Genomic DNA, 21,069 nt, shown 5'->3' on the forward strand with positions numbered 1-21,069 from the left:
ATGGCTTTATCGAGCTCATAATCGAGAAGAGATGAGCGGCGCCAAATCAATAAAACTCGGAACCCTTGAATTCACCCCTATAATACTTGCGCCAATGGCCGGTATAACAGACTATCCGTTCAGGCGTTTGGCACGCAGATTCGGCGCCGGGCTTGCCGTAAGCGAGATGATATCATCCGAGGCGATGACCAAAAGGGTCGAACGATCACTTAGACTTTCGGCCACCGCCTCAAAAGAATACCCGCTCTCGGCACAGATCGTGGGCAAAGACCCGATCTCGATGGCAGAGGCTGCAAGGATGAACGAATCTATTGGCGCGGCAGCCGTCGACATAAATATGGGCTGTCCCCAGCCGAAAATAGTACGTGCAGGTGCCGGGGCCGCTCTCATGCGCGATGAAGCTGCGGCCGCAAGGTTAATGGAGGCCGTGGTAAAGGCCGTGAATATCCCGGTCACCATAAAGATCAGGCTCGGCTGGGATCGTAACCTGCAGAATGCGCGGGAGATCGCCATGATTGCCGAAAAGGTCGGGGTGTCGCTAATAACCGTACATGGACGTACCAGGAACCAATTCTTTTCAGGGCAGGCTGATTGGATCTCTATAAAAAAGGTGAAGGAGGCTGTATCGATCCCGGTGATAGCAAACGGCGATATCCGGGATCCGACATCGACCATCAAGTGCCTCTTGGAGTCCGGGGCCGATGGGGTGATGATAGGAAGGGGTGCACTCGGAAGGCCTTGGATATTTTCGGCTATAGCCGATTGCCTGGCAAACAAAGACCGCTTCGCTCCACGAATCAAGCCGCACAGCCCTACAATTGATGAACAGTGTGCAGTCGTCCTTGAACACCTTAAATACATCAAGGATTTTTACGGCATGCCAATAGGTCTCTGGATGGCAAAAAAACACCTTGCATGGTATTCAAAGGGGTTGCCGCACGGCTCAACCTTTAGAGGCCTGGTCAACAAGGCGCGATCACTCGATGAGCTGACCGCACTTACATATGCCTTCTACGAGAAGATCTTTGAATCCTCATCTCCAAGGATATCGCCTTCAACAAGCCTTGCCCCTGTTTCACCTTTGTCGGCAGCGGAAACCAGTTTAGCAACACCTGCGACTTTTGCGGACGAATCGGCCTCCGTAGCATCTTTTTGGTCGCCCTCCCCGTTGGATTGAACCGCACGCACCTCTGATGCGATATCTCTCAAGACCTCGTCCACCTCTTGCGGAGGCAAGGCCTCTTCGTCCAAAAACCTAAGATATCCCTCTATCGACGAGCGTATTTTGGAAACGACCTCGCGCTGCATACGTCTGAGCCTTCTTATGCGCTCCTCCAGCTGTACGGCCTCATGGTGGGCATCCGCCACGATTCGTTCCGCATCCATCCTGGCCCTCTCCAATATGAGTCCCGCCTCCTTGGCGGCCTGGGCTTTCATGTCCTCGGCCAGCTTGTTTGCGGTAGTCAAGGCCGACATGAATTCATCTTCTTTCTTCTTAAATTCATCGAGCTTGGCCTTATAGCCTGCCACATAACCTTTTAAGGCATTTCTCTCCTTGATCACCTCAGTAAGCTCAGCCGCAACCTCTTCGAGAAAATCCTGCACCTCGGACGGGTCATAACCCCTGAAGCGCATCTTAAATTCTTTCTCGAGTATCTCGTTTGGTGTAACGCCCATTTCAAACCCCTTTTCAGTAAAGATGTATTGCGAGATCGTAAAGCGTAGGTACGAGGAAACCCCGAAGAAACACTATTACAATGATAAGCACCATAGGAGTCAGGTCTATGCTGCCGAATACAAGGGGCAAAAACCGCCTCACGCGGTACATCAAAGGGTCTGTAATGCCATAAAGGATACGCACCAAAGGGTTGTACGGGTCAGGATTCACCCAAGACACAACAGCCCGGACAATAAGCACCCACATATAAAAACCAAGTACAAGATCTATAACCGACGCAACAGCCTCTATGAAATGCCTCAGGACGAACATGACAACTCCTCAAACAAGCTTATTATCCCTTGCCGAAAGGGCAGACCGGATATCTGCACCTCTTGCAGTTCAGACACAGCCCCCCGTGGCCTAGGGCCGCCATCGCGGTCCTATCGATCCTTTCTCCGGCCATGACCCTCGGAAGCACGAGATCAAGCACGGTCGCCTTGAAATACATGCCGCATGCAGGGACCCCGAGGACCGGCATATCGCCGATATATGCCACAAGAAACATAGCGCCCGGCAAGACAGGGGACCCATACACCACATCCTTGCCCCCGGCCTTTGCAATAGCAAGACGTGTTACGTCATCCGGATCGACGGACATGCCGCCAGTGCACAGTATCAGCTCTACACCGGCATCCATGGCCTTTTTTATCTCGCCTGAAATGAGGTCTACATCATCAGGTGCCATGGCCGAATATGCTACTTCAAGGCCCATGCCGACCAACTTTTCCCTCATCACCGGACCAAACGCATCTTTTATCCTGCCTTCATAGACCTCACGCCCCGTGACAACGATACCGGCCTTTTTTATCTTGAATGGTGCTACTGACACAATGCCGCCTGCATCCCTGGCTATTGAAGCCGCTCGCTCCACTACGGAACGCCGGATCACAAGTGGAATAGCGCGACCCGCGGCGACCGCCATGCCCTCACTTACAACGGTATCTTCATGGAGCGTTGCGATCATCACCTCACCAAGCATGTTGAATTCAAAAAGGGCCTGACGATCGACCTTCAACACCCCTCGGGTGGCGGCCCTGAAACCGACCTTACCCTCGGATGGTTTTTCATCATAACTTATGAACGGGCCGCTTATGGCCCTTGCCATAAAAAGCGCCGCCTCATCCTCATGCATTTCATCTTCGGAGAGCTCAATGACATAGATATGATTTTTGCCAATCCGCTTCAGATGCGGTATATCGGCCTCTGTAATCACATGCCCCTTTCGAAAGGCCGGACCCTTTTTTTCTCCGCGGACTATCTCGGTCAAATCATGGGGGATCACCATCCCGACCGCATCGTCGACAGGGACCTTCTTAATCGCCATTCAAGACCTCCAGCTTTTTGTTTTGACGACTCTGCAAAAGTCCGTCGCGGCACCGACCGCTGCATCCGGGGCATGGGCGGACACAATACCAGCTTTACTTGCCCATTATATTTTAAACTTTATAATGAAAACGTCAATTTTTCGTTTGTAAAGCAAAAAAACGCCATCGACGACCTCAGATGGACATCTTTGATGCGGCCTCATAATAACGGCTGCCGGCACAGGCACGACACAATACCTCACCATCTCTTTCCACATCTCGACAGTCCTGAACATATTCCCCGCAACGGCTGCACCTTACGCGCCTCAAGGGTCTACCAGGGAGGTCACATTCCGGGATATCAACCTTCACCTCCTGGACATCAAAAAGCTCATCGTCGCGCATACGTTTATATGCCTCAAGCTGCTGACGGTATCTGTCTTCTATCTCAGGACAGTAGTTTTTGGCAATCTCACGGGCCTCTTCCCTTGCCAGGATCCTGAATGCCCTTTTTGTCGGCAGATGAACAAATGTAGCGGCCATTATGCCAAAATCCATCCACTTAAGCGACCTCTTCCCAAGGGAACAGCCGGTTACAGACTGGATCGCATCTGTAGCGCACCGGTCTATCTCCACATAGACAACCAGATTCTTCCTGTCCCTGCCCTTCGGGTCGGTGATACCAAGCAGCCTGAGCCCCAGCATAGCTAGCCTGACCCCTATCACTTGCCCTGCGCACAGATGCCCGTGGAGCCTTACCGATTCGGTAAGTAGCTCTTCAAAAGAGCCGACAGCACCCTGGATCTCATTTAGAGTCTCTACCGACATCGCCGTCAACCCCCTTTATATTTATAGGTTATAGATCATAATAACAGACTGCCATTGTAAACTGAATAGACTATGAGCGATTAGCCATACCTTAAAATCCTGATAGATGCCCTCCTGCTCCTGTCTACCCTTACCGGGATCGGACTTTACACATATGAGATCGCAAGGGAGCTTGCAAGATCGGATGACACACATGAATATCTCTAATTATTACGGCTATATCAACCGCTATTTGATCCATCCAGATGAAGATGAAGCTGCTTCAAAAAAGATCAAAGACATCATCGTCAAAAATCAATTTATAAAAAGATCGTGCGCAAGGCCATTATTGCCCCACAGGTCAATATATCTATTGGCAGCCCAATTTTATCTCTGAACCAGGTATCTGTGCAAGGAAGATGATCATATCCGTACCGGAGGTATGCAGAGCTGAGGCCTTGTATATAGATCCCAGCGACAACGAGGATCTGGCGGACAAAATCGAGTTGCCCCTGAATGACGGCAAGTTGCAACAGATACTGCGGTCAAAGGGATTTGGAAGGGCCAGGGCCTTCAGCTGGCCAAGATCGGCACGCAGTACCTGGCGGTCTTTAACGAGGTGGTAAAGATTTATAAAAGACAGGCCGAAAAGATGATAAGGTTAGGAAGGAATAAAAAAGACGTTATGCGTGGGATATTTTTTAGAATGACAAGGGACGGGCGGATACTATATCTCAACCGATATGGCAGACAATACCTCGGACTTGGAGATCCAGCGTCGGATGGCGCGAACCTGTCAGTCTTTTTCCCTTCGCAAAGGGCGTGGGATAGATTCATCAAAGAGATAGATACGCAAGGAGAGGTCGGCGGTCTCGAGCTTGAATGGAGACGCGGCGACGGCAAAAAGACATTCGTAAATATATTTGCATGTCTCGAAGAGGTTGAAGGCGCTTCATACATATCAGGGCATATCTGCGACCTTGAGGGAATCAACAGGCTTTTGCCGGTGCTGAAGAACAGCCGCGACAAATTTCGAAATATATTTGACGCCATACCCGACCTGATCCTTGGCATAGATAGAGAATACAAAATAGTCTCTGCAAACAGGGCCGCAGCCAGATGGCTTGGCAAGGACGTAAAAGATGTAATAGGCCTGTCATGTAGCGAACTCTTCGCAAGAGAGACGACCTGCCCCAGGATGTCGGGCGACAAATGCCCTGCCGAGATCGCCTTTAAGTCAGGACGAATGTTCAATACAGATGTGCTGTTAAAAGACAGCGAGGGTCGGATCAGATGGTTTTCCGTCCACGCATTTCCGGTCTTAGACGACAACGAAGAGACAAGACAGGTCACGCTTTTTTTAAGGGACATCACCTCTCAAAAGGAAGCTGAAAGACAGGTCACGCTTCTAAACCAAGAATTGAAGCAGACTCTTGCAGATCTGACGGAAAAAAATTCAAGGCTTAATGCGGCGTTGAATAGCCTCAAAGAGACCCAGGCCCATCTTTTACAGTCAGAAAAGATGTCGTCCATCGGTCAACTTGCCGCAGGGGTGGCCCACGAGATAAACAACCCTGTCGGCTTTGTAAGCAGCAACCTCCACACCCTTCTTTCATACAGCAAAGATTTGGTCGAAATCATAAGGCTCTACCTGTCGCTAGATGAGAAGATCTCAAAGGCTCAAGGGGTGCCTGAAGACGCCATTGCACTTATCGCGACCATCAAAAGGCGAAGGGAAGAAATAGACCTTGATTTCCTACTGAAAGATATGAATGACCTGATACTCCAAAGTATCGAAGGTACAGAAAGGGTAAAGAAGATCGTCGCCGACTTGAAGGACTTCTCCCATGTGGACCAGGCCGAACTCAAGGATGTAGATATAAACCGCTGTCTTGAGAGCACGATAACCATCGTGTGGAACGAGATCAAATACAAGGCCGTCTTGAAAAAGAACTACGGCGAATTGCCGACCATTATCGGATATCCCCAGCAATTAAACCAAGTATTCATGAACATCCTTGTAAATGCTGCTCAGGCAATAAAAGGCAAGGGAGAGATCACGGTGACCACCAGGGCGGTTGACAAGCCCAGGCGTGGGGTTGAGGTCGAGATCAAAGATACTGGCGAAGGCATACCAGAAGATGTCATGCCAAGGATTTTTGACCCGTTTTTTACCACAAAATCCGTTGGCAAAGGCACAGGGCTTGGACTCCATGTCTCATACAAGATCGTCAAGAGGCATAAGGGCGAGATAAGGGTCGAGAGCACACCTGGAAAAGGCTCAATATTTACAGTCTTTCTTCCCATATTAAATGAAGATGAACTAGGAGACGCCGAAGAAGATGATGCAAGGCCGCATCCTCATAGTTGATGATGAACAAAATATCCTCCATGCCATAAAGCGCCTACTGCGCAAGGAAAGTTATGAAATCAGCACGGCGGTGAGTGGGGAAGAGGCACTCGCCTTCTTAAACGACCATCAAGTGAATGTGATAATATCTGACCATAGGATGCCCGGGATGAGCGGAATAGAGTTTTTGGAACACGCAAAAGGGCTTTGTCCCCTGTCCGTAAGGATAATCCTTAGCGGGTATGCAGACCTCAAGACCGTCACCAAGGCCATCAATCGCGGATATATATACAAATTCATATTGAAGCCCTGGGATGACGAGGAACTCAAGGCCGCCATACGCGAGGCCATAAACGTCGCCCATCTCCAAAATGAGAATTACAGGCTAACCGAGGAACTGAAGATAAAAAATGAAAGGCTTCAATGGCTCAACAACAATCTGGAAGATGAGATCGAAAAGAGGACACAGGAGCTCCAGATGCGAAACATGGTCCTCGAGAGATTTCACTATATCATACACCAGATGCCGATAGGCTTTATTGGGTTGGGGGATGATAAGAGGATCGCATTTGCAAACAACTGGGCCTACGTACACATCGGCAGACTGAAGGATCTGTTGGATCAAGACATCGAGGCGGTTCTTGGTACGGATGCGGCCTCTAGGCTCGATGGCCTTGCACATGGGGAAGGTCCTCTATCAATGACCGTCGATATCGACGGGATGAACGATCCGATCGAGATGCGTGGCACGGTGGTAAGGTATCCGGATGGGGCTTACGGCTATTTATTGATCTTCATCGACCATCCCATATCCTCTTTGAAAGAAAAGGGCGCCAGCCATGGAGACACCTGAACCAAGCACCCAGACAGGGCAGTCTCAAAAAGATGCCGTCCTCTTTGTAGACGACGAAGAGAATATCTTAAAGGCCGTACATCGACTTTTGCGCAATGAAAACTACAGACTGCTTTTTACCACCGATCCCGAAAAGGCGATTGAGATCCTGCAGACCGAAGATGTGGCCGTAATCGTCTCTGATCAAAAGATGCCCGGGATGACTGGTACGGAACTCCTTGCAAAGGCCAAGACGATCGACCCCGACATCATCCGAATAATCCTTACAGGCTATGCCGACATAAAGGCCGCTGTAGAGGCCATAAACAAGGGCGAGGTATTCAGATTCATAAGCAAACCATGGGATGATGAGGAACTGAAGACCATTATCAGGCAGGCCATCTTCCACCACTTTCTTATTGTTGAAAACAAACGTCTCTTGAGGGTTACACAGGAACAGAATCAAAGACTCGAAGAGCTGAATGCCGATCTCGAAAAAAGGGTTGATGAGCGTACCAGCCAATTGCTTGAAAAGCATCAGGAATTGGCAAGGCTATACCAGAAACTCCAGAGCAATTTCAAAGACACCGTCCGTGTCTTTATCGATCTCATAGAACTGTATGATCCATTCCTGGGCGGTCACTCAAAACGCGTAGGCATGCTTGCAAAGGAATTGGCGGAAAAGATGAACATCATGGGGGCGGATCTTGACCTCATAGAGATGGCCGCATCCTTGCATGACATAGGACTGATGGGTGTCCCAAAAGAATTCTGGCATTGGAAACCGTCCGGCTTCAGCCCGGCCCAGGAGGCGGTTTTCAAGACCCATCCCGAAATAGGCTATAGACTGCTCTACAAGATCGAATTTCTCAGACAGGCGGCAGTGATAGTAATGTGCCACCACGAGCGTTTTGACGGCATGGGCTTCCCATCTGGTCTTCCTAGCGTCTCAATACCCCTCGGGGCTAGGATAATAAATGTCGTCAGCACATATGACAACTATCTGCATCAGCAGGATCTGGACAAGGAAAACGCCTTGAAACGTCTAAGGAAGCTTGCCGGCTCCGCGCTGGATCCTGAAATAGTGAGGGTGTTCGAAGACATAATAAAATCCATACCTCCAGTCCGCGGTGAGAAACAAATAAACATTGACGATCTCAAGGCTGGCATGCAGTTGAGCAGGGATATAGTTACTGCGTCGGGCAGGATGCTCATGGCGAAGGACTCCGTCCTGACAAACACACACATAATAAGGCTAAAGAACATCCATGAAATGGACCCAATAATAGACAAAATTTATATCTATCATCTTTACTAGATACGGCTTGGCGGGTTAAATTTAATTTAATTAAAAGGAGAAGTAAAAAGGCCTTATGTTTGTATTGATCGGAATATGTGTTGTCTTGACAGCCGTCATAGGCGGTTATCTCATGGAGCACGGCAATCTGAGCGTCCTTGTCCAGCCGGCGGAGGTCATAATCATATTCGGTGCTGCACTGGGCTCCTTTTTCATCGCCTCCCCCATGAAAGTAGTCAAGGTCGTAGCAAAAGGCTTCTCCAGTCTCCTGACATACAAGGGGCCGAGCAAGGAAAAATACCTAGAGCTTTTGGCACTGCTCTATCAATTGTTCGCAAAAAGCAGACAGCATGGGCTCCTTGCAATCGAGTCGGACGTCGAGCATCCAGAGAAAAGCCCGATCTTCAGCAAATATCCAAACATCCTGGCGAACCATCATGCACTCAATATCATCTGCGATAACTTGAAGGTAGTCATCTCTACAAACCTGCCTGCTCACGAACTTGAGAGCCTCATGGACCTCGATATAGAAACACACCACAACGAGGCCATGATACCAGCGCGCAGCATAGAAAAGATCGCTGATGCCCTTCCTGGCCTCGGTATAGTCGCAGCCGTCCTTGGCGTCGTCATCACCATGGGCAAGATCGACAAACCACCGGCTGAGCTTGGGCACAGTATCGGCTCAGCCCTTGTCGGGACCTTTCTGGGCGTACTCATGTGCTATGGCTTTGTAGGGCCAATGTCCATCAACTTTGAACACCAGGCGCACGATGATGAGGTATATCTTCAGATAATCAAATGGGCCTTGGTTTCATATATAGGCGGCGCACTGCCACAAATCGCAGTGGAATTCGCGCGAAGGGCCATCCCTGACTCGGAAAAGCCAACCTTTGACGAACTTGAAAAATACGTAAAAAGCAGGGCCAAATGAGCGATCAGCAAGGCAACATCATTATAAAAAAGATAAAAAAGGTATCCGGCGGCGGGCATCACGGCGGGAGCTGGAAGGTTGCATATGCGGATTTCGTAACCGCCATGATGGCCTTTTTTCTGCTCCTATGGCTGATCACCATGGTATCCCCTGAAAAACGACCTGCCATTGCCGCCTATTTCAAATACTTCAGCATATTCGAGTCAAGCGGCACATCGTTTTTGGAACACGAAAACGCCGTACTGACAGAACCCAGCCAGAGTGAGGAAAAGGTCGAACCTGAGCTAGAAGGTAACAAGGCCACATTGTCATCAAACGAGGGGCAAGAGACAAGTCCCGAGACATTCCAAAGGCTTCTTAAACAGGCGATAGAAAAAAAACTGGGCGACATCAAGGACCAAATCATTGTAGATACATTCAAGGGTGGGGTGCGTATCCAACTGGTTGATAAAGAGGGGAAACCCATGTTCGATCTCGGGTCCGCCAAACCTACCCCCCTAGCCCTTCGCATACTGCGTGTGATAGCCGAAAACATAAAATCCACCACAAACCCGATATCAATAGAGGGCCATACAGACTCCCTTGCATACAAGACAAGCAACTACAGCAATTGGGAACTCTCGACCGAACGGGCACTTACCACGCGAAAGATAATCGAGCAAATGGGAATAGACCCATCCAGGCTTAAGACCATCTCTGGCTATGCAGACACTGAGCCGCTAATACCGGACAATCCCAAAGATCCAAGGAACAGGCGGATAAGCATACTTCTCTATTTCCCTAAAACGGCCGCAGGTACGGACAAGACCGGCTAGACCTTAGCGGCCCGCCCCACCACTATCGGCGTCGAAAATAAAAATTCTTAAAAAGAGCCCTTGACAAGCATACCTCAAGACGGCTATTTTTCATCATCATCATTATGATTCTGTGAAATCAACGATCCAGCCGCTCAAGCCAGGGCAAATCTCAGGCTAACAACCTTCTAAAATGCAGGACTTTCCCTTGTGAAGATGCGAAAATCCTGTTGATGAAAGATGGCTCGTTTAAAACATCCTGTTTGATTTAAAAATAATGTTCTTAAGACCTGGAGCGGAGATCATCGCCTTAAATCCGAAGAGGTATATCATACATGCCTAGAACAAAGAAAGAAAATAGTGAACAATCTGTTGCAAAGGAATCATCCACTGCACAAACCAAGGGCAATCAATCCATTAATCTGGCCGACTTCAAGAAAAAAAACATAACCGAGCTCTATCAGATGGCAAAAGACCTCGGCGTCGAGGTCACCAGTGGGATGCGCAAACAAGAATTGATTTTTGCCATCTTAAAAGCCCAAACAGACAAAAATGGCGGGGTCTACGGAGAAGGCGTCCTGGAGATACTGCAAGACGGGTTCGGTTTTCTAAGAAGCCCGGACTACAGCTACCTCCCTGGCCCGGACGATATATATGTATCGCCGTCTCAGATAAGGCGCTTCAACTTGAGCACCGGTGATACGGTCTCAGGGCAGATACGCTCTCCTAAGGAGGGAGAGAGGTATTTCGCCCTCTTGAAGGTCGAGTCAATAAACTTTGACCCGCCAGAGGCCTCTTTCGGCACGATAAACTTTGACAACCTCACGCCGACCTATCCTGACAAACGGCTGAAGCTCGAGACAGAGCCTGACAACTATTCCGCCCGCATAATGGACCTCATGACCCCTATAGGCAAGGGACAAAGGGGACTTATCGTGGCCCCACCAAGGACAGGCAAGACTATGCTGCTTCAAAACATTGCAAACAGCATAGCCAAAAATCACCCCGATGTAATCCTGATAGTCCTACTGATAGACGAAAGGCCGGAGGAGGTTACGGATATGCAGCGTTTGGTAAAGGCAGAGGTGGTGAGCTCCACATTCGATGAACCTGCCCAGCGCCATATCCAGGTCTCTGAGATGGTCATAGAAAAGGCAAAGCGCCTGGTGGAACACAAAAAAGACGTGGTCATCCTCCTTGACAGCATTACAAGGCTTGCCCGGGCATACAATACCGTTGTACCGCCAAGCGGCAAGATACTCTCGGGCGGCGTTGACTCAAACGCCCTTCACAGGCCGAAACGCTTCTTCGGCGCGGCGAGAAACATTATGGAAGGTGGAAGCCTTACCATTATAGCTACCGCCCTTGTTGATACAGGGAGCCGCATGGACGAGGTGATATTCGAGGAATTCAAGGGCACGGGTAACATGGAGATACACCTTGACAGGAAGCTGGCTGACAAGCGCACATTTCCTGCAATAGACATAAACCGCTCCGGCACGAGAAAAGAAGAACTGCTACTGCCCAAAGATGTATTGACCAGGGTCTGGATACTGCGGAAGCTCCTCTCTCCGTTGAATCCGGTCGATAGCATGGAGTTCTTGTTGGATAAGATGCAACATACCAAAAATAATGAAGAATTCCTGGCATCAATGAACCGGTGAGACGTCCAAACCTGTTGACCAACGGCATGATTAGTGATTTCTTTAAATTAAGAACGATAACATAGACTACGGAGGCGAACAAAAATGAAAGATGGCATACATCCAAAATATCAGACGGTAAAAGTACGCTGCGCGTGCGGCAACGAATTCGAGGTAGGCTCGACCGCCAACGAGATCAAGGTTGAAATTTGCTCGCAGTGCCATCCATTTTTTACGGGCAAACAGAAACTGATCGATACCGCTGGCAGGGTTGAAAAATTCCAGCGCAAATATGGCCTCATTGAAAAGAAATAACCGGCGAAGCGCCCTCAAATCATTGGTGACGGCCTCGCTCTGCGCCCCTATTGCAGTGGGCGGCCAGGCCGTAATCGAGGGCGTGATGATGAGGGGCCCGAAGGCGATGGCAATAGCGATCCGCCGCGCAGACGGCGGTATATTTGTGAAAGAAGGAAAATGGCGCTCGTTCGGCAGGAAATTAACATTTCTAAAGTGGCCTTTTATAAGAGGTTCGGTAGTGCTAGCAGAGGCCATGATAAATGGGATACAGGCCCTCAATTTCTCCGCGCAGGAGGCACTGGCCGGCATCGATAACGACGGCAAAAGAACAAACGCTGACAACTTATCCAATAAGGCGATCGCCTTGGCCATGTTGTCATCCGTAGCTGTCGGCCTGTGCCTGTTCTTGGTGATCCCGCATCTTGCAAGCAGCTTCCTGCTCAAGATATTGGGCGCTGGAGGCGGCGTCAGGTCGTTTGCATTCCACGCCCTGGACGGACTCATAAAAATGCTTATATTTATTAATTATATCCTGCTTATCGGCAGGATGGCAGATATAAAAAGACTGTTCGGGTATCACGGCGCCGAGCACAAGGCTATCTATACCTATGAGGCCAATAAAGAACTCTGTATAGCCAATGCAAAGGGCTACAGCACCCTCCACCCGAGGTGCGGCACGGCATTTATCATGGTAGTAGTTTTTGTAAGCATAGGCGTCTTTGCCACGGTCATTCCGCTGATCTCGTTCAGCGGGACCGGATGGTATGTCACGGGTGAGATTATACTCACAAAAATATCTCTGATGCTCCCGATTGCAGGTATCGCCTACGAGATAACACGCCTTGCCGACAAAGATGCAATGAGGCGGTTTGCCGCACCACTTATTTACCCAGGTCTTCTCATACAGACCCTCACCACCTCCAACCCGACGGACGATCAGCTTGAAGTGGCGATAGAGGCACTGAAGAGGGCCTTAAAGATGGAAAATGATCAATCCATCGATTGAATAATCAATAGGCGGCAAAGAATAATGCTATCTAAACTCCAGGAGTTAGAAGAAAAATTCCTTTCCCTTGAGTCGGAGATGAGCGACCCTAAAGTTGCTCAAGACCGTGAAAGATACAGAAAACTCGCCAAGGAACACGCCGACATAAGCGAAATAATGCGGGTATACAACGACTACAAGGACCTCCTGAGGCAGATAAGCGACAATAAAGCCCTTGCCGCCAATGACCCTGATCCCGCTATAAGAGAGATGGCCAAGGTGGAGCTAACCGAGCTCGAAGAAAAGGCCGCAAAGATACTCCATAAAATAACGCTCATGCTCCTCCCAAAAGATACAAACGATGAGAAGAACATCATCCTTGAAATAAGGGCGGGGACCGGCGGCGACGAGGCGGCACTATTCGCCGCCGATCTCTTTCGCATGTACAGCCGTTACGCCGAGAGAAAAAGGTGGAGGGTAGAGATCTTGAGCTCCAACGAAACAGGGATAGGCGGTTTCAAAGAGATCATCGCCCTTATATCCGGCGACAGGGTCTATAGTAGGCTTAAATACGAAAGTGGGATACATCGCGTCCAGCGTGTGCCTGAAACCGAGTCCCAGGGGCGCATCCATACATCGGCAGTAACAGTAGCGGTGATGCCTGAAGCCGATGAAGTGGATGTCGATATAGACCCTTCAGAGATAAGAGTGGATGTATACAGGGCCTCCGGCGCAGGAGGGCAGCACGTAAACAAGACAGAGTCTGCGGTCCGGCTTACTCATATCCCTACAGGGATCGTTGTACAGTGCCAAGATGAACGCTCGCAGCACAAAAACAAGGCAAAGGCCATGAAAATCCTATATGCCCGCATCCTTGAAATGAAAAAGGCGGCACAACAGGCACAACTGACCGAAGAACGCCGTAACCTGGTAGGCACAGGCGATAGGAGCGGGCGCATACGCACATACAACTTTCCACAAGGCAGGGTGACAGACCACAGGATCGGATTAACCCTTTATCGACTCGAAAGCTTTATGGATGGCGATATAGACGAGATGATCGAGGCCCTTGGCACCCACTATCAAACACAGGCCCTGGCAGGGTCAAGGGAGACATGAATGTAGCCGATGCGCTAAAAAAGGCGACATCTCGACTTTGCCGCATCCCTGACATCGAGCATCCACGGATGGAGGCAGAGGCGCTCCTTGCCTCCATCCTTCAAAAAGATAGATTATGGCTCTATCTAAACCATCTGAAGGAGCTTCCACTCGATCTCGTCGAAAGATATGAAGAGGTGACAATGCGGAGGCTCAATGGCGAACCCCTTGCTTATATCACTGGCAGAAAGGAGTTTTGGTCTCTTTATTTTGAAGTGACCAGAGACACATTGATCCCTCGGCCCGAGACCGAACTGATCATAGAAACCGCCCTTTCTATACTCACAAGCGATTCAAACCGCCCGATGCGCATCTTGGACCTCGGCTCAGGGAGTGGCGTCCTGGCCATAAGCCTCCTCTATGAGCTGCCCTGCATCACAGCTATTGCGACTGATATCTCATATGGTGCCCTCCTGGTGGCGAGGCGAAATGCCGAAAGGAACGGCGTGGCCTCCAGGATCAGCTTTATTCAGGCCGACTGGCTCAGTGCATTCAAAGAAAACAGCCCTTATTTTGACATGATCGTTTCAAATCCGCCCTATGTGGCCCTTAACGTAAAGGATGCTCTGCCGAGAGACATAACGGCATACGAGCCACATACCGCCCTCTTCAGCGGTATGGACGGTCTCAAGGATATATCAAGGCTTATAACGGGCTGTCCCAATGTCTTGAAGCCTGGCGGGTGGCTTCTCTGCGAAATCGGATGGAATCAAGAAGAGGCTGTCATCAGAATGGTCGAGGAATCCAACCGTTACATGAATATAAAGATGCTGCGCGATTACAGCGGCAATGCAAGGGTCCTCGCGGCCATGAAATCATGACAGAAATCTCAAGTCCGCCACCCCCCTCAAGGCCTTAACCCGTCAAGACGTCGGCGACTTTTCAAGGGCAGCGGACTTGAAAAAATACGGCGTCAGCAACAGCCGCAAGACGAAGGAGACCTGCTGCCCGAACCGCAACTGCTGCCGCACCCGCATCCACATGAAGATGCGTCAGCGATGTCTATAACCTGGACCTTGAAATTCAATGTCTTGCCAGCCAGCGGCGGATTCATGTCTATCGTTATCGATTCTTCGGTAACCTCTGTAATGCTTGCCGGCATCTTTGTGCCGTCTTCCATATGTATCCCTATGGTCATGCCAACCTCGGGTTTGAACTGGCTGCCCACTATGGAGCGTGGAATGCTCCGGACAAGCTCTTCATCTCTGTAACCGTAAGCCATATCTGGATCAAGACTAAAGGTCTTTTCAGCGCCGACCTCCATACCTATTATTGCATCGTTGAATCCCTGGATGATCTGGCCCGATCCAACCTGAAACTGGAGCGGCTCCCCGCCGATACTGGTATCGAACACCTCGCCGTTATCAAGCGTACCCGTATAATGCACGGTTACTATATCACCATTCACCACTGTCCTCATAAGCTGTCTCCTTTTTATATTTTACCGCCGGCGCGGCAATAATCCACTAAGTATTAATTTGCTTCAATCTGTGTGGACGGGTTGGAGGGAGCTAACTATGGCCTGGGGCCAAGACTGGCAAAACACCTTGACCCCTACTAATTTATCCATCAAATGACATCAATATTGCCTACGGCGAGCCTTGCGGCGCCTTCTTTCGGCGTCTTGCATCTTACGTCGCCTTTTTACGCTTGGTTTTTCATAAAAACGACGATTTTTAAGTTCCCTTTGAATCCCGTCAAGCTGCATCTTTTTTTTAAGGGTTCTAAGGGCCTTCTCCAGATTATCGTCCTGGACGTCCACCACAATCGCCAAAGGAATCCCCCCTTCCTTGTTCTAGAATTATCTTTGAATATAGCTTCTAAACAAACCGGATGTCAATGAATAACTTGCAGCAATGCAAAATAAATAAAATGTTGCATGCATTTCCATTTGGTCATAAATTCTCGAACCATGTCGATCGATTCAAAATCAATCATGTTTCAAGGTACCGGCTCCGGTGTTGGGAAGAGCATCGTGGTCGCAGCATGTTGTCGGGTCCTGCGGCAAATGGGCATAAAGGTGGCACCGTTTAAGGCACAGAATATGGCCTTAAACTCGTTTGTAACACCAGATGGACTGGAGATGGGCAGGGCCCAGGTCTTTCAGGCAGAGGCCTGCGGACTCCAACCCGACGTCAGGATGAACCCGATACTTTTGAAACCACAAGGAGACACCCGCTCCCAGGTGATCCTCATGGGGAAGGTGGCCTATAACCTCTCTGCGCGTTCATTTTACGAACAAAGAGACAGACATCTCGCCGTTGCAAAAGATGCATACCGATCCCTGGCAAGGGAATATGATGTAATTGTAATAGAAGGGGCTGGAAGCCCTGCTGAGATAAATCTCCAGGCGACGGACATAGTCAATATGGAGACGGCCTCCTATGCCAACTCACCGGTCATAATCATAGGCGACATAGACAGAGGCGGGGTCTTCGCCTGGCTCAAAGGCACCTATGATCTGGTACCGGACAGACACAGGGCGAGGATAGTAGGTTTTCTTATCAATAAATTTCGAGGCGACGCATCGATCCTCACCCCTGGCCTCATCCAGTTCAGGCACATCGTTCCGCTGCAATTTTTCGGCGTACTCCCATGGTTTGACAATATAACCGTGGATCAAGAAGACGGGGTCTATGTCCATGCGACAGCACCTGAACGCGATGCCCAGGTCAAACTCGCAGTCATCCATCTGCCGCGGATCAGCAACTTCACAGACTTTGCCCCGCTTGCATTTGAAGAAGATGTCTCGGTCTCGTTCGTCCGTCGCCCTTACGAAATTAAAGAGTGCGACTGCATTATCATACCGGGTACCAAGACCACGCGAGCAGACCTGGACTTTCTCAAGATATCCGGTTGGGACACGGCAATAAAGCGGTTTCTGGGGAAAGGCGTCTTTATCCTCGGCATCTGCGGCGGCTATCAGATGCTCGGCAAGGAAATCGCCGATCCGCACGGCATTGAAGGGCAGCCCGGGACATCGAAAGGCCTTGGTCTTTTGCCAATCGTAACTGAATTCACGGCTGAAAAACAACTCAGGCATACCAGCATCATGCTGGATTCACCGCCGATCTTTACCAGGCCAATCAAGGCCGCTGGTTATGAGATACACATGGGGCACACGAGGGCGACCGGGACGTTCAGCCCCCTCGGGCCGGATATCGAGGCCGACATCGGAGCGATCGATACAAACAAGTCGGTAATGGGTCTTTATCTGCACGGTTTTTTCGAAAACGACCTCGTCAGAAGGGTATTTTTGGACTATTTAAGGGACAAAAAAGGCCTACCTACCATCGGAAAGGTATCTTCATATGGTGAATTCAGGAAGACCCAGCTCGACCGCCTGGCAGACTGGTTCAGGGATAATTCGGACATCCCTGCACTCCTTTCTCTCATCGGCTTAAAATGACGCCATCTTTATTCATCTTGACAAAAGAAGGCTGGTGGATACTGGCCCTGGCCTTACTCCTTGATCTTGCAGCAGGGGATCCAGAGTCCCTTCCTCATCCTATACGGCTGATAGGGAAGGCGATATCCAGGCTCGAGCCATATTTTAGATCCATCCCCGTGCAAGAACAGGCCCAGGGCGCTGTATTTGCTATATTCATCACGACGATTACCGGGTTTTCCGTATATGCCGCCCTTCGAGGATTGGCCCATATCTTGTTTGCAGCCTATTGGGCGACGTCTATAGCCTTCATCTACTATGCCGTCTCCCTGAAATGTCTAGCCGATGAGGCGTTGGCCGTAAAGGCAACGCTGGAAAGAGACGGTCTCGAGGCGGCAAGGATACGGGTCTCAAGAATAGTCGGCAGGGATACAGCCAGGCTCGACGAAACAGGCGTTGTTATGGCCGTCATCGAAACAGTGGCGGAAAACATGGTGGACGGGGTGATCTCGCCCTTTTTTTATGCTGCCATCGGGGGACCGGTCCTTGCCATGTGCTACAAGGCGGTAAATACACTCGACTCCATGATCGGCTATAAGGATGCACGATATCTGAGATTCGGGACATGGGGCGCTAAAATGGACGATGGAGCGAATTATATACCGGCAAGGCTCTCCGTACCGATAGTTGCAATAGCAGCTGTCATACAAGGGCATAGACAACCGATTGACATCTTCATGGCAGCGGTGAAGGATGGCGCAGGCCATGACGGCCCCAATTCAGGCCTTCCAGAGGCCGCGTTCGCCGCAGCCCTCGATGTGCGCCTTTCCGGACCGGCATGGTATAAAGACAGGTATATTGACAGGCCATTTTTGAACCCGTCAGGCAGGGACCCATGCACAGACGACATAGACAAGGCGGTAAGACTCCTATACCAGGCATCGGCTGTATTTTTCGGCTTGCTTTTTGAAACGTCTTTATTTATAGGGTTATTTTTGGCTGTCTGAAGACAGGGCGGTTAAGAATCTAAGGAGAATACACGTCATGGCAACGCCTGAAGATACGGCGGAAAGGGCAAGAGAGCTCTTTAATTCAGGTTTTCACTGCAGCCAAGCGGTCTTTGCAGCTGTTGCGGAGGCGCTTGGCATTACGCCGCCGAAAGAGGTGATCGCGGCCCTCTCCCCATTCGGCGGCGGTATCGGGTGCAGCGGCGGGCTATGCGGCGCACTGCCGGGTGCCATGGCGGTCATAGGACTTGTCATGGGAAAGACGGTGCCAGGACATAAAGATCACAAGGACATGTGGCGTCTGGGTCACAAAATGGCCGAAGAGTTCAAAGAACTCACAGCCGCATACGGAGGGCAGGATTGCTGCAATATAGCAAGGGTCGACTGGAAAGAGAGGGAGCAGGTAAAGTCTTTCAAAAAAGACCCTGACGGTCGCCGGAAGGAATGCGTCTGGGTGATAGGCGAAACTGCAAGGCGTTTACAAATAGCACTTGAGGGGATCGGATGGCCAAGGAAGATTCTTTGATAAAAGGCATAATAAAATCCTTCGGCCTTGTCTTCGGCGACATCGGCACAAGCCCGATCTATACCATTGCAACAATATTTTTAATCACAAAACCTACCCAAGAAAACATAATGGGCGTCCTATCCCTGATCGTTTGGACGCTGATCATACTCGTAACCATAGAATACGCCTGGCTTGCCATGAGCCTCGGGAAAAAAGGCGAGGGTGGCACCATCGTATTGAAAGAGATACTCGTTCCCCTGCTCAGGTCGAGGAGAAATGCCGTACTCGTCACATACCTTTCATTTATAGGCATATCCCTTCTTATGGGGGACGGCGTAATCACCCCTGCGATAAGTATCCTCAGCGCCGTGGAAGGCCTTTTGCTGGTCCCGCAGTTTTCAAATACGCCGCAGTGGGTGCTCATACTTGTAGCGGGCGTCATAGCTGTCACATTGTTTTTATTCCAGAAAAAGGGGACAGAAAAGGTGGCTGTCGCCTTTGGCCCCTTGATGGTCCTGTGGTTTTTAGCCCTCGCAATCTCAGGCATAGTCTCAATAATCCATGCTCCATCGGTTTTAAAGGCCCTGAGCCCGCACTATGCCATTAAATTCCTTATGGAACACGGCGTGGCTGGTTTTTTCGTGCTCTCAGAGGTTATACTCTGCGCAACAGGCGGAGAGGCCCTGTATGCGGACATGGGGCATCTGGGCCGTATGCCCATCATCAGGGCCTGGTATATCGTATTCGCAGCCCTGTTGCTCAATTATCTTGGGCAAGGGGCGTTCGTCATACGGCATCCTGAGGTCAAAAATGTGCTGTTCGGCATGGTCTATCGACAGGCCCAGGCGCTCTACATCCCGTTTCTGATACTTAGCATTGCGGCAACGGTCATCGCCTCACAGGCGATGATAAGCGGCATGTTTTCTATAATCTATCAAGGCATAACTACGCGTGTCATGCCCCTTCTAAAGGTTGAATACACATCGACCAGACTGAGGTCGCAGATATACATAGGCTCGGTCAATTGGTTTCTGCTCTTCTCCGTACTATTTATCATGTATGAATTCAGGGAATCCAATCGTCTCGCCGCCGCATACGGCCTGGCAGTTACGGGCACGATGACCCTGACGGGTATTATGCTGACGTGGATATTTTATTTAAAAAATAATATGGCAAAGACGGCGCTGTCGTCATTTGTAACCCTTGTCGATCTGACCTTTCTCTTGTCTAACTTATACAAGATCCCGCATGGCGGCTATTGGTCGATCATCATAGCCGCCTTCCCGCTCAGCACAATCCTTGTATATACATCGGGACAGAAAAAACTTTACAGGACGCTCAAACCCTTGGAAAGGGACATCTTTCTCAAGGGTTACAATGAACTGTATAAAAATACAAATAAGATAAAAGGGACGGCCCTTTTCTTCGCAAAGGTTACAGATAAATTCCCTCCATATATCGTCCATACGATGTTCATCAACAATATTGTCTATGAAGATAATATCATAGTGTCTATTGTAAAATGTGACACTCCATTCGGGGTGATGGGATATTTCAAAGATAAACTCGCGGATGGCCTACGGATATTCGAGATTCAACTCGGCTACATGGAGGTCATAGATGTGGAAGATCTGTTAAAAGAGGCCGGCATAGATGAAAAGGTCATATTTTATGGCATTGAAGACATAATCACATCAAATTTTATATGGAAGTTGTTTGCCATCATAAAAAAACTTACCCCGACATTTGTTCAATTCTATAAGCTTCCACCGAATAAAATGCACGGGGTGATCACCCAGGTTGAGATGTAAAACCATATGGAATCACCCCCCATCATCCTCCACCTGCGCCTCACCGCTTCGGCCAACGGCGGCCTTCTCGGCGGCAAGGCAGGCCCTGTCAAATGGTCATGTAGTCGATCATGCAAAGGCCTTGGGTGGTGATATTTTATACCGATTGGTTTATAATTTGAAAAATTCTTGGCGTCATCCGGAAGGTCATCTCTGAGGTTCTTCCTGTGTCTGCAAGATTTTTGACAATGCAAA

22 protein-coding genes and 1 pseudogene are annotated in these 21,069 nt (G+C 49.7%); 17 read left to right on the plus strand and 6 right to left on the minus strand.

From position 1 onward, the window contains the following. Nucleotides 1–1,177: tRNA dihydrouridine synthase DusB (dusB, locus tag ACP5SG_RS02475; RefSeq protein ID WP_428121679.1), on the plus strand; the 1,177-nt coding region annotated here is incomplete at its 5' end. Between the two features lie 128 nt (nt 1,178–1,305). On the opposite strand, the pseudogene ACP5SG_RS02480 reads toward dusB, so the two are convergent. The 4 genes and pseudogenes from ACP5SG_RS02480 to ACP5SG_RS02495 form a co-directional block, all read right to left on the minus strand. Continuing rightward, nucleotides 1,306–1,677 (minus strand): annotated as a pseudogene (locus ACP5SG_RS02480) (DivIVA domain-containing protein); the annotation flags it as partial. A gap of 13 nt (nt 1,678–1,690) precedes the next feature. Next, the gene (locus ACP5SG_RS02485; RefSeq protein WP_237888590.1) at nt 1,691–1,990 is read right to left on the minus strand and encodes a YggT family protein; all 300 of its coding nucleotides are present in this window, start codon (nt 1,988–1,990) and stop codon (nt 1,691–1,693) included. A 22-nt stretch (nt 1,991–2,012) separates the two neighbouring features. After that, complete coding sequence (locus ACP5SG_RS02490; RefSeq protein ID WP_237888591.1) at nt 2,013–3,044, minus strand: molybdopterin-binding protein; 1,032 nt, start codon at nt 3,042–3,044, stop codon at nt 2,013–2,015. 175 nt (nt 3,045–3,219) lie between these two features. Further along, complete coding sequence (locus ACP5SG_RS02495) at nt 3,220–3,852, minus strand: FmdE family protein (RefSeq protein ID WP_237888592.1); 633 nt, start codon at nt 3,850–3,852, stop codon at nt 3,220–3,222. A gap of 193 nt (nt 3,853–4,045) precedes the next feature. On the opposite strand from ACP5SG_RS02495, the gene ACP5SG_RS02500 reads away from it, so the two are divergent. The 12 genes from ACP5SG_RS02500 to prmC all read left to right on the plus strand — a co-directional run bounded on the left by ACP5SG_RS02500 (nt 4,046) and on the right by prmC (nt 14,942). Next, the gene (locus ACP5SG_RS02500; RefSeq protein ID WP_424661446.1) at nt 4,046–4,228 is read left to right on the plus strand and encodes a hypothetical protein; all 183 of its coding nucleotides are present in this window, start codon (nt 4,046–4,048) and stop codon (nt 4,226–4,228) included. Between the two features lie 22 nt (nt 4,229–4,250). Then, nucleotides 4,251–4,457 carry a hypothetical protein gene (locus ACP5SG_RS02505; protein WP_237888594.1) on the plus strand — a complete coding sequence of 69 codons (207 nt, stop codon included), beginning with the start codon at nt 4,251–4,253 and terminating at the stop codon, nt 4,455–4,457. A 26-nt stretch (nt 4,458–4,483) separates the two neighbouring features. Next, on the plus strand, nt 4,484–6,202 hold the full coding sequence (locus ACP5SG_RS02510; RefSeq protein WP_428121687.1) for an ATP-binding protein: 1,719 nt from the start codon (nt 4,484–4,486) through the stop codon (nt 6,200–6,202). Then, nucleotides 6,174–7,034, plus strand: a complete 861-nt coding sequence (locus ACP5SG_RS02515) for a response regulator (protein WP_428121691.1) — start codon at nt 6,174–6,176, stop codon at nt 7,032–7,034. Before ACP5SG_RS02510 ends, ACP5SG_RS02515 begins: the two co-directional genes overlap by 29 nt. Next, the gene (locus tag ACP5SG_RS02520; protein WP_428121694.1) at nt 7,021–8,331 is read left to right on the plus strand and encodes an HD domain-containing phosphohydrolase; all 1,311 of its coding nucleotides are present in this window, start codon (nt 7,021–7,023) and stop codon (nt 8,329–8,331) included. Before ACP5SG_RS02515 ends, ACP5SG_RS02520 begins: the two co-directional genes overlap by 14 nt. A 55-nt stretch (nt 8,332–8,386) precedes the next feature. Further along, nucleotides 8,387–9,244 (plus strand): flagellar motor stator protein MotA, encoded by an 858-nt coding sequence (gene motA / locus ACP5SG_RS02525; RefSeq protein ID WP_237888598.1) that lies wholly within the window; start codon nt 8,387–8,389, stop codon nt 9,242–9,244. Further along, nucleotides 9,241–10,059, plus strand: a complete 819-nt coding sequence (locus ACP5SG_RS02530; protein ID WP_428121698.1) for a flagellar motor protein MotB — start codon at nt 9,241–9,243, stop codon at nt 10,057–10,059. Before motA ends, ACP5SG_RS02530 begins: the two co-directional genes overlap by 4 nt. 314 nt (nt 10,060–10,373) lie before the next feature. After that, a complete protein-coding gene (gene rho, locus ACP5SG_RS02535; RefSeq protein WP_407932014.1) occupies nt 10,374–11,702 on the plus strand; it encodes a transcription termination factor Rho in 1,329 nt (442 codons plus the stop codon). 84 nt (nt 11,703–11,786) lie between these two features. Then, nucleotides 11,787–11,996: a 50S ribosomal protein L31 gene (gene rpmE / locus ACP5SG_RS02540; RefSeq protein WP_428121703.1), complete on the plus strand. Its 210-nt coding sequence runs from the start codon at nt 11,787–11,789 to the stop codon at nt 11,994–11,996. Then, entirely contained in the window at nt 11,983–12,984 is a 1,002-nt protein-coding gene (locus ACP5SG_RS02545) for a DUF1385 domain-containing protein (protein ID WP_428121707.1), read from the plus strand. Before rpmE ends, ACP5SG_RS02545 begins: the two co-directional genes overlap by 14 nt. Before the next feature lie 24 nt (nt 12,985–13,008). Continuing rightward, nucleotides 13,009–14,082, plus strand: a complete 1,074-nt coding sequence (prfA, locus tag ACP5SG_RS02550) for a peptide chain release factor 1 (protein ID WP_424661450.1) — start codon at nt 13,009–13,011, stop codon at nt 14,080–14,082. Beyond that, nucleotides 14,079–14,942 (plus strand): peptide chain release factor N(5)-glutamine methyltransferase, encoded by an 864-nt coding sequence (prmC, locus tag ACP5SG_RS02555; protein ID WP_424661451.1) that lies wholly within the window; start codon nt 14,079–14,081, stop codon nt 14,940–14,942. Before prfA ends, prmC begins: the two co-directional genes overlap by 4 nt. 92 nt (nt 14,943–15,034) lie before the next feature. Here the strand turns inward: prmC and ACP5SG_RS02560 are convergent, their stop codons facing one another. Further along, nucleotides 15,035–15,541, minus strand: coding sequence for an FKBP-type peptidyl-prolyl cis-trans isomerase (locus tag ACP5SG_RS02560; RefSeq protein ID WP_428121712.1), 507 nt, complete (start codon nt 15,539–15,541; stop codon nt 15,035–15,037). A 159-nt stretch (nt 15,542–15,700) separates the two neighbouring features. Continuing rightward, on the minus strand, nt 15,701–15,889 hold the full coding sequence (gene rpsU, locus ACP5SG_RS02565) for a 30S ribosomal protein S21 (RefSeq protein WP_237889938.1): 189 nt from the start codon (nt 15,887–15,889) through the stop codon (nt 15,701–15,703). A gap of 168 nt (nt 15,890–16,057) precedes the next feature. Between rpsU and ACP5SG_RS02570 the strand changes: the two genes are divergently transcribed. Genes ACP5SG_RS02570 through ACP5SG_RS02585 form a run of 4 tightly spaced genes read left to right on the plus strand, consistent with a single transcriptional unit; the run spans nt 16,058 to nt 20,835 of the window. Further along, nucleotides 16,058–17,530: a cobyric acid synthase gene (locus tag ACP5SG_RS02570; protein ID WP_424661452.1), complete on the plus strand. Its 1,473-nt coding sequence runs from the start codon at nt 16,058–16,060 to the stop codon at nt 17,528–17,530. After that, on the plus strand, nt 17,527–18,516 hold the full coding sequence (gene cbiB / locus ACP5SG_RS02575) for an adenosylcobinamide-phosphate synthase CbiB (RefSeq protein WP_424661453.1): 990 nt from the start codon (nt 17,527–17,529) through the stop codon (nt 18,514–18,516). The genes ACP5SG_RS02570 and cbiB overlap by 4 nt, the downstream gene beginning before the upstream one ends. Nucleotides 18,517–18,553: 37 nt before the next feature. After that, nucleotides 18,554–19,042 (plus strand): C-GCAxxG-C-C family (seleno)protein, encoded by a 489-nt coding sequence (locus ACP5SG_RS02580; protein ID WP_424661454.1) that lies wholly within the window; start codon nt 18,554–18,556, stop codon nt 19,040–19,042. Beyond that, entirely contained in the window at nt 19,021–20,835 is a 1,815-nt protein-coding gene (locus ACP5SG_RS02585; protein ID WP_428121719.1) for a KUP/HAK/KT family potassium transporter, read from the plus strand. Before ACP5SG_RS02580 ends, ACP5SG_RS02585 begins: the two co-directional genes overlap by 22 nt. Nucleotides 20,836–21,069 lie beyond the last annotated feature (234 nt).

Source organism: Dissulfurimicrobium sp., assembly GCF_049968175.1.
Taxonomy (GTDB): Bacteria; Desulfobacterota; Dissulfuribacteria; order Dissulfuribacterales; family Sh68; genus Dissulfurimicrobium; species Dissulfurimicrobium hydrothermale.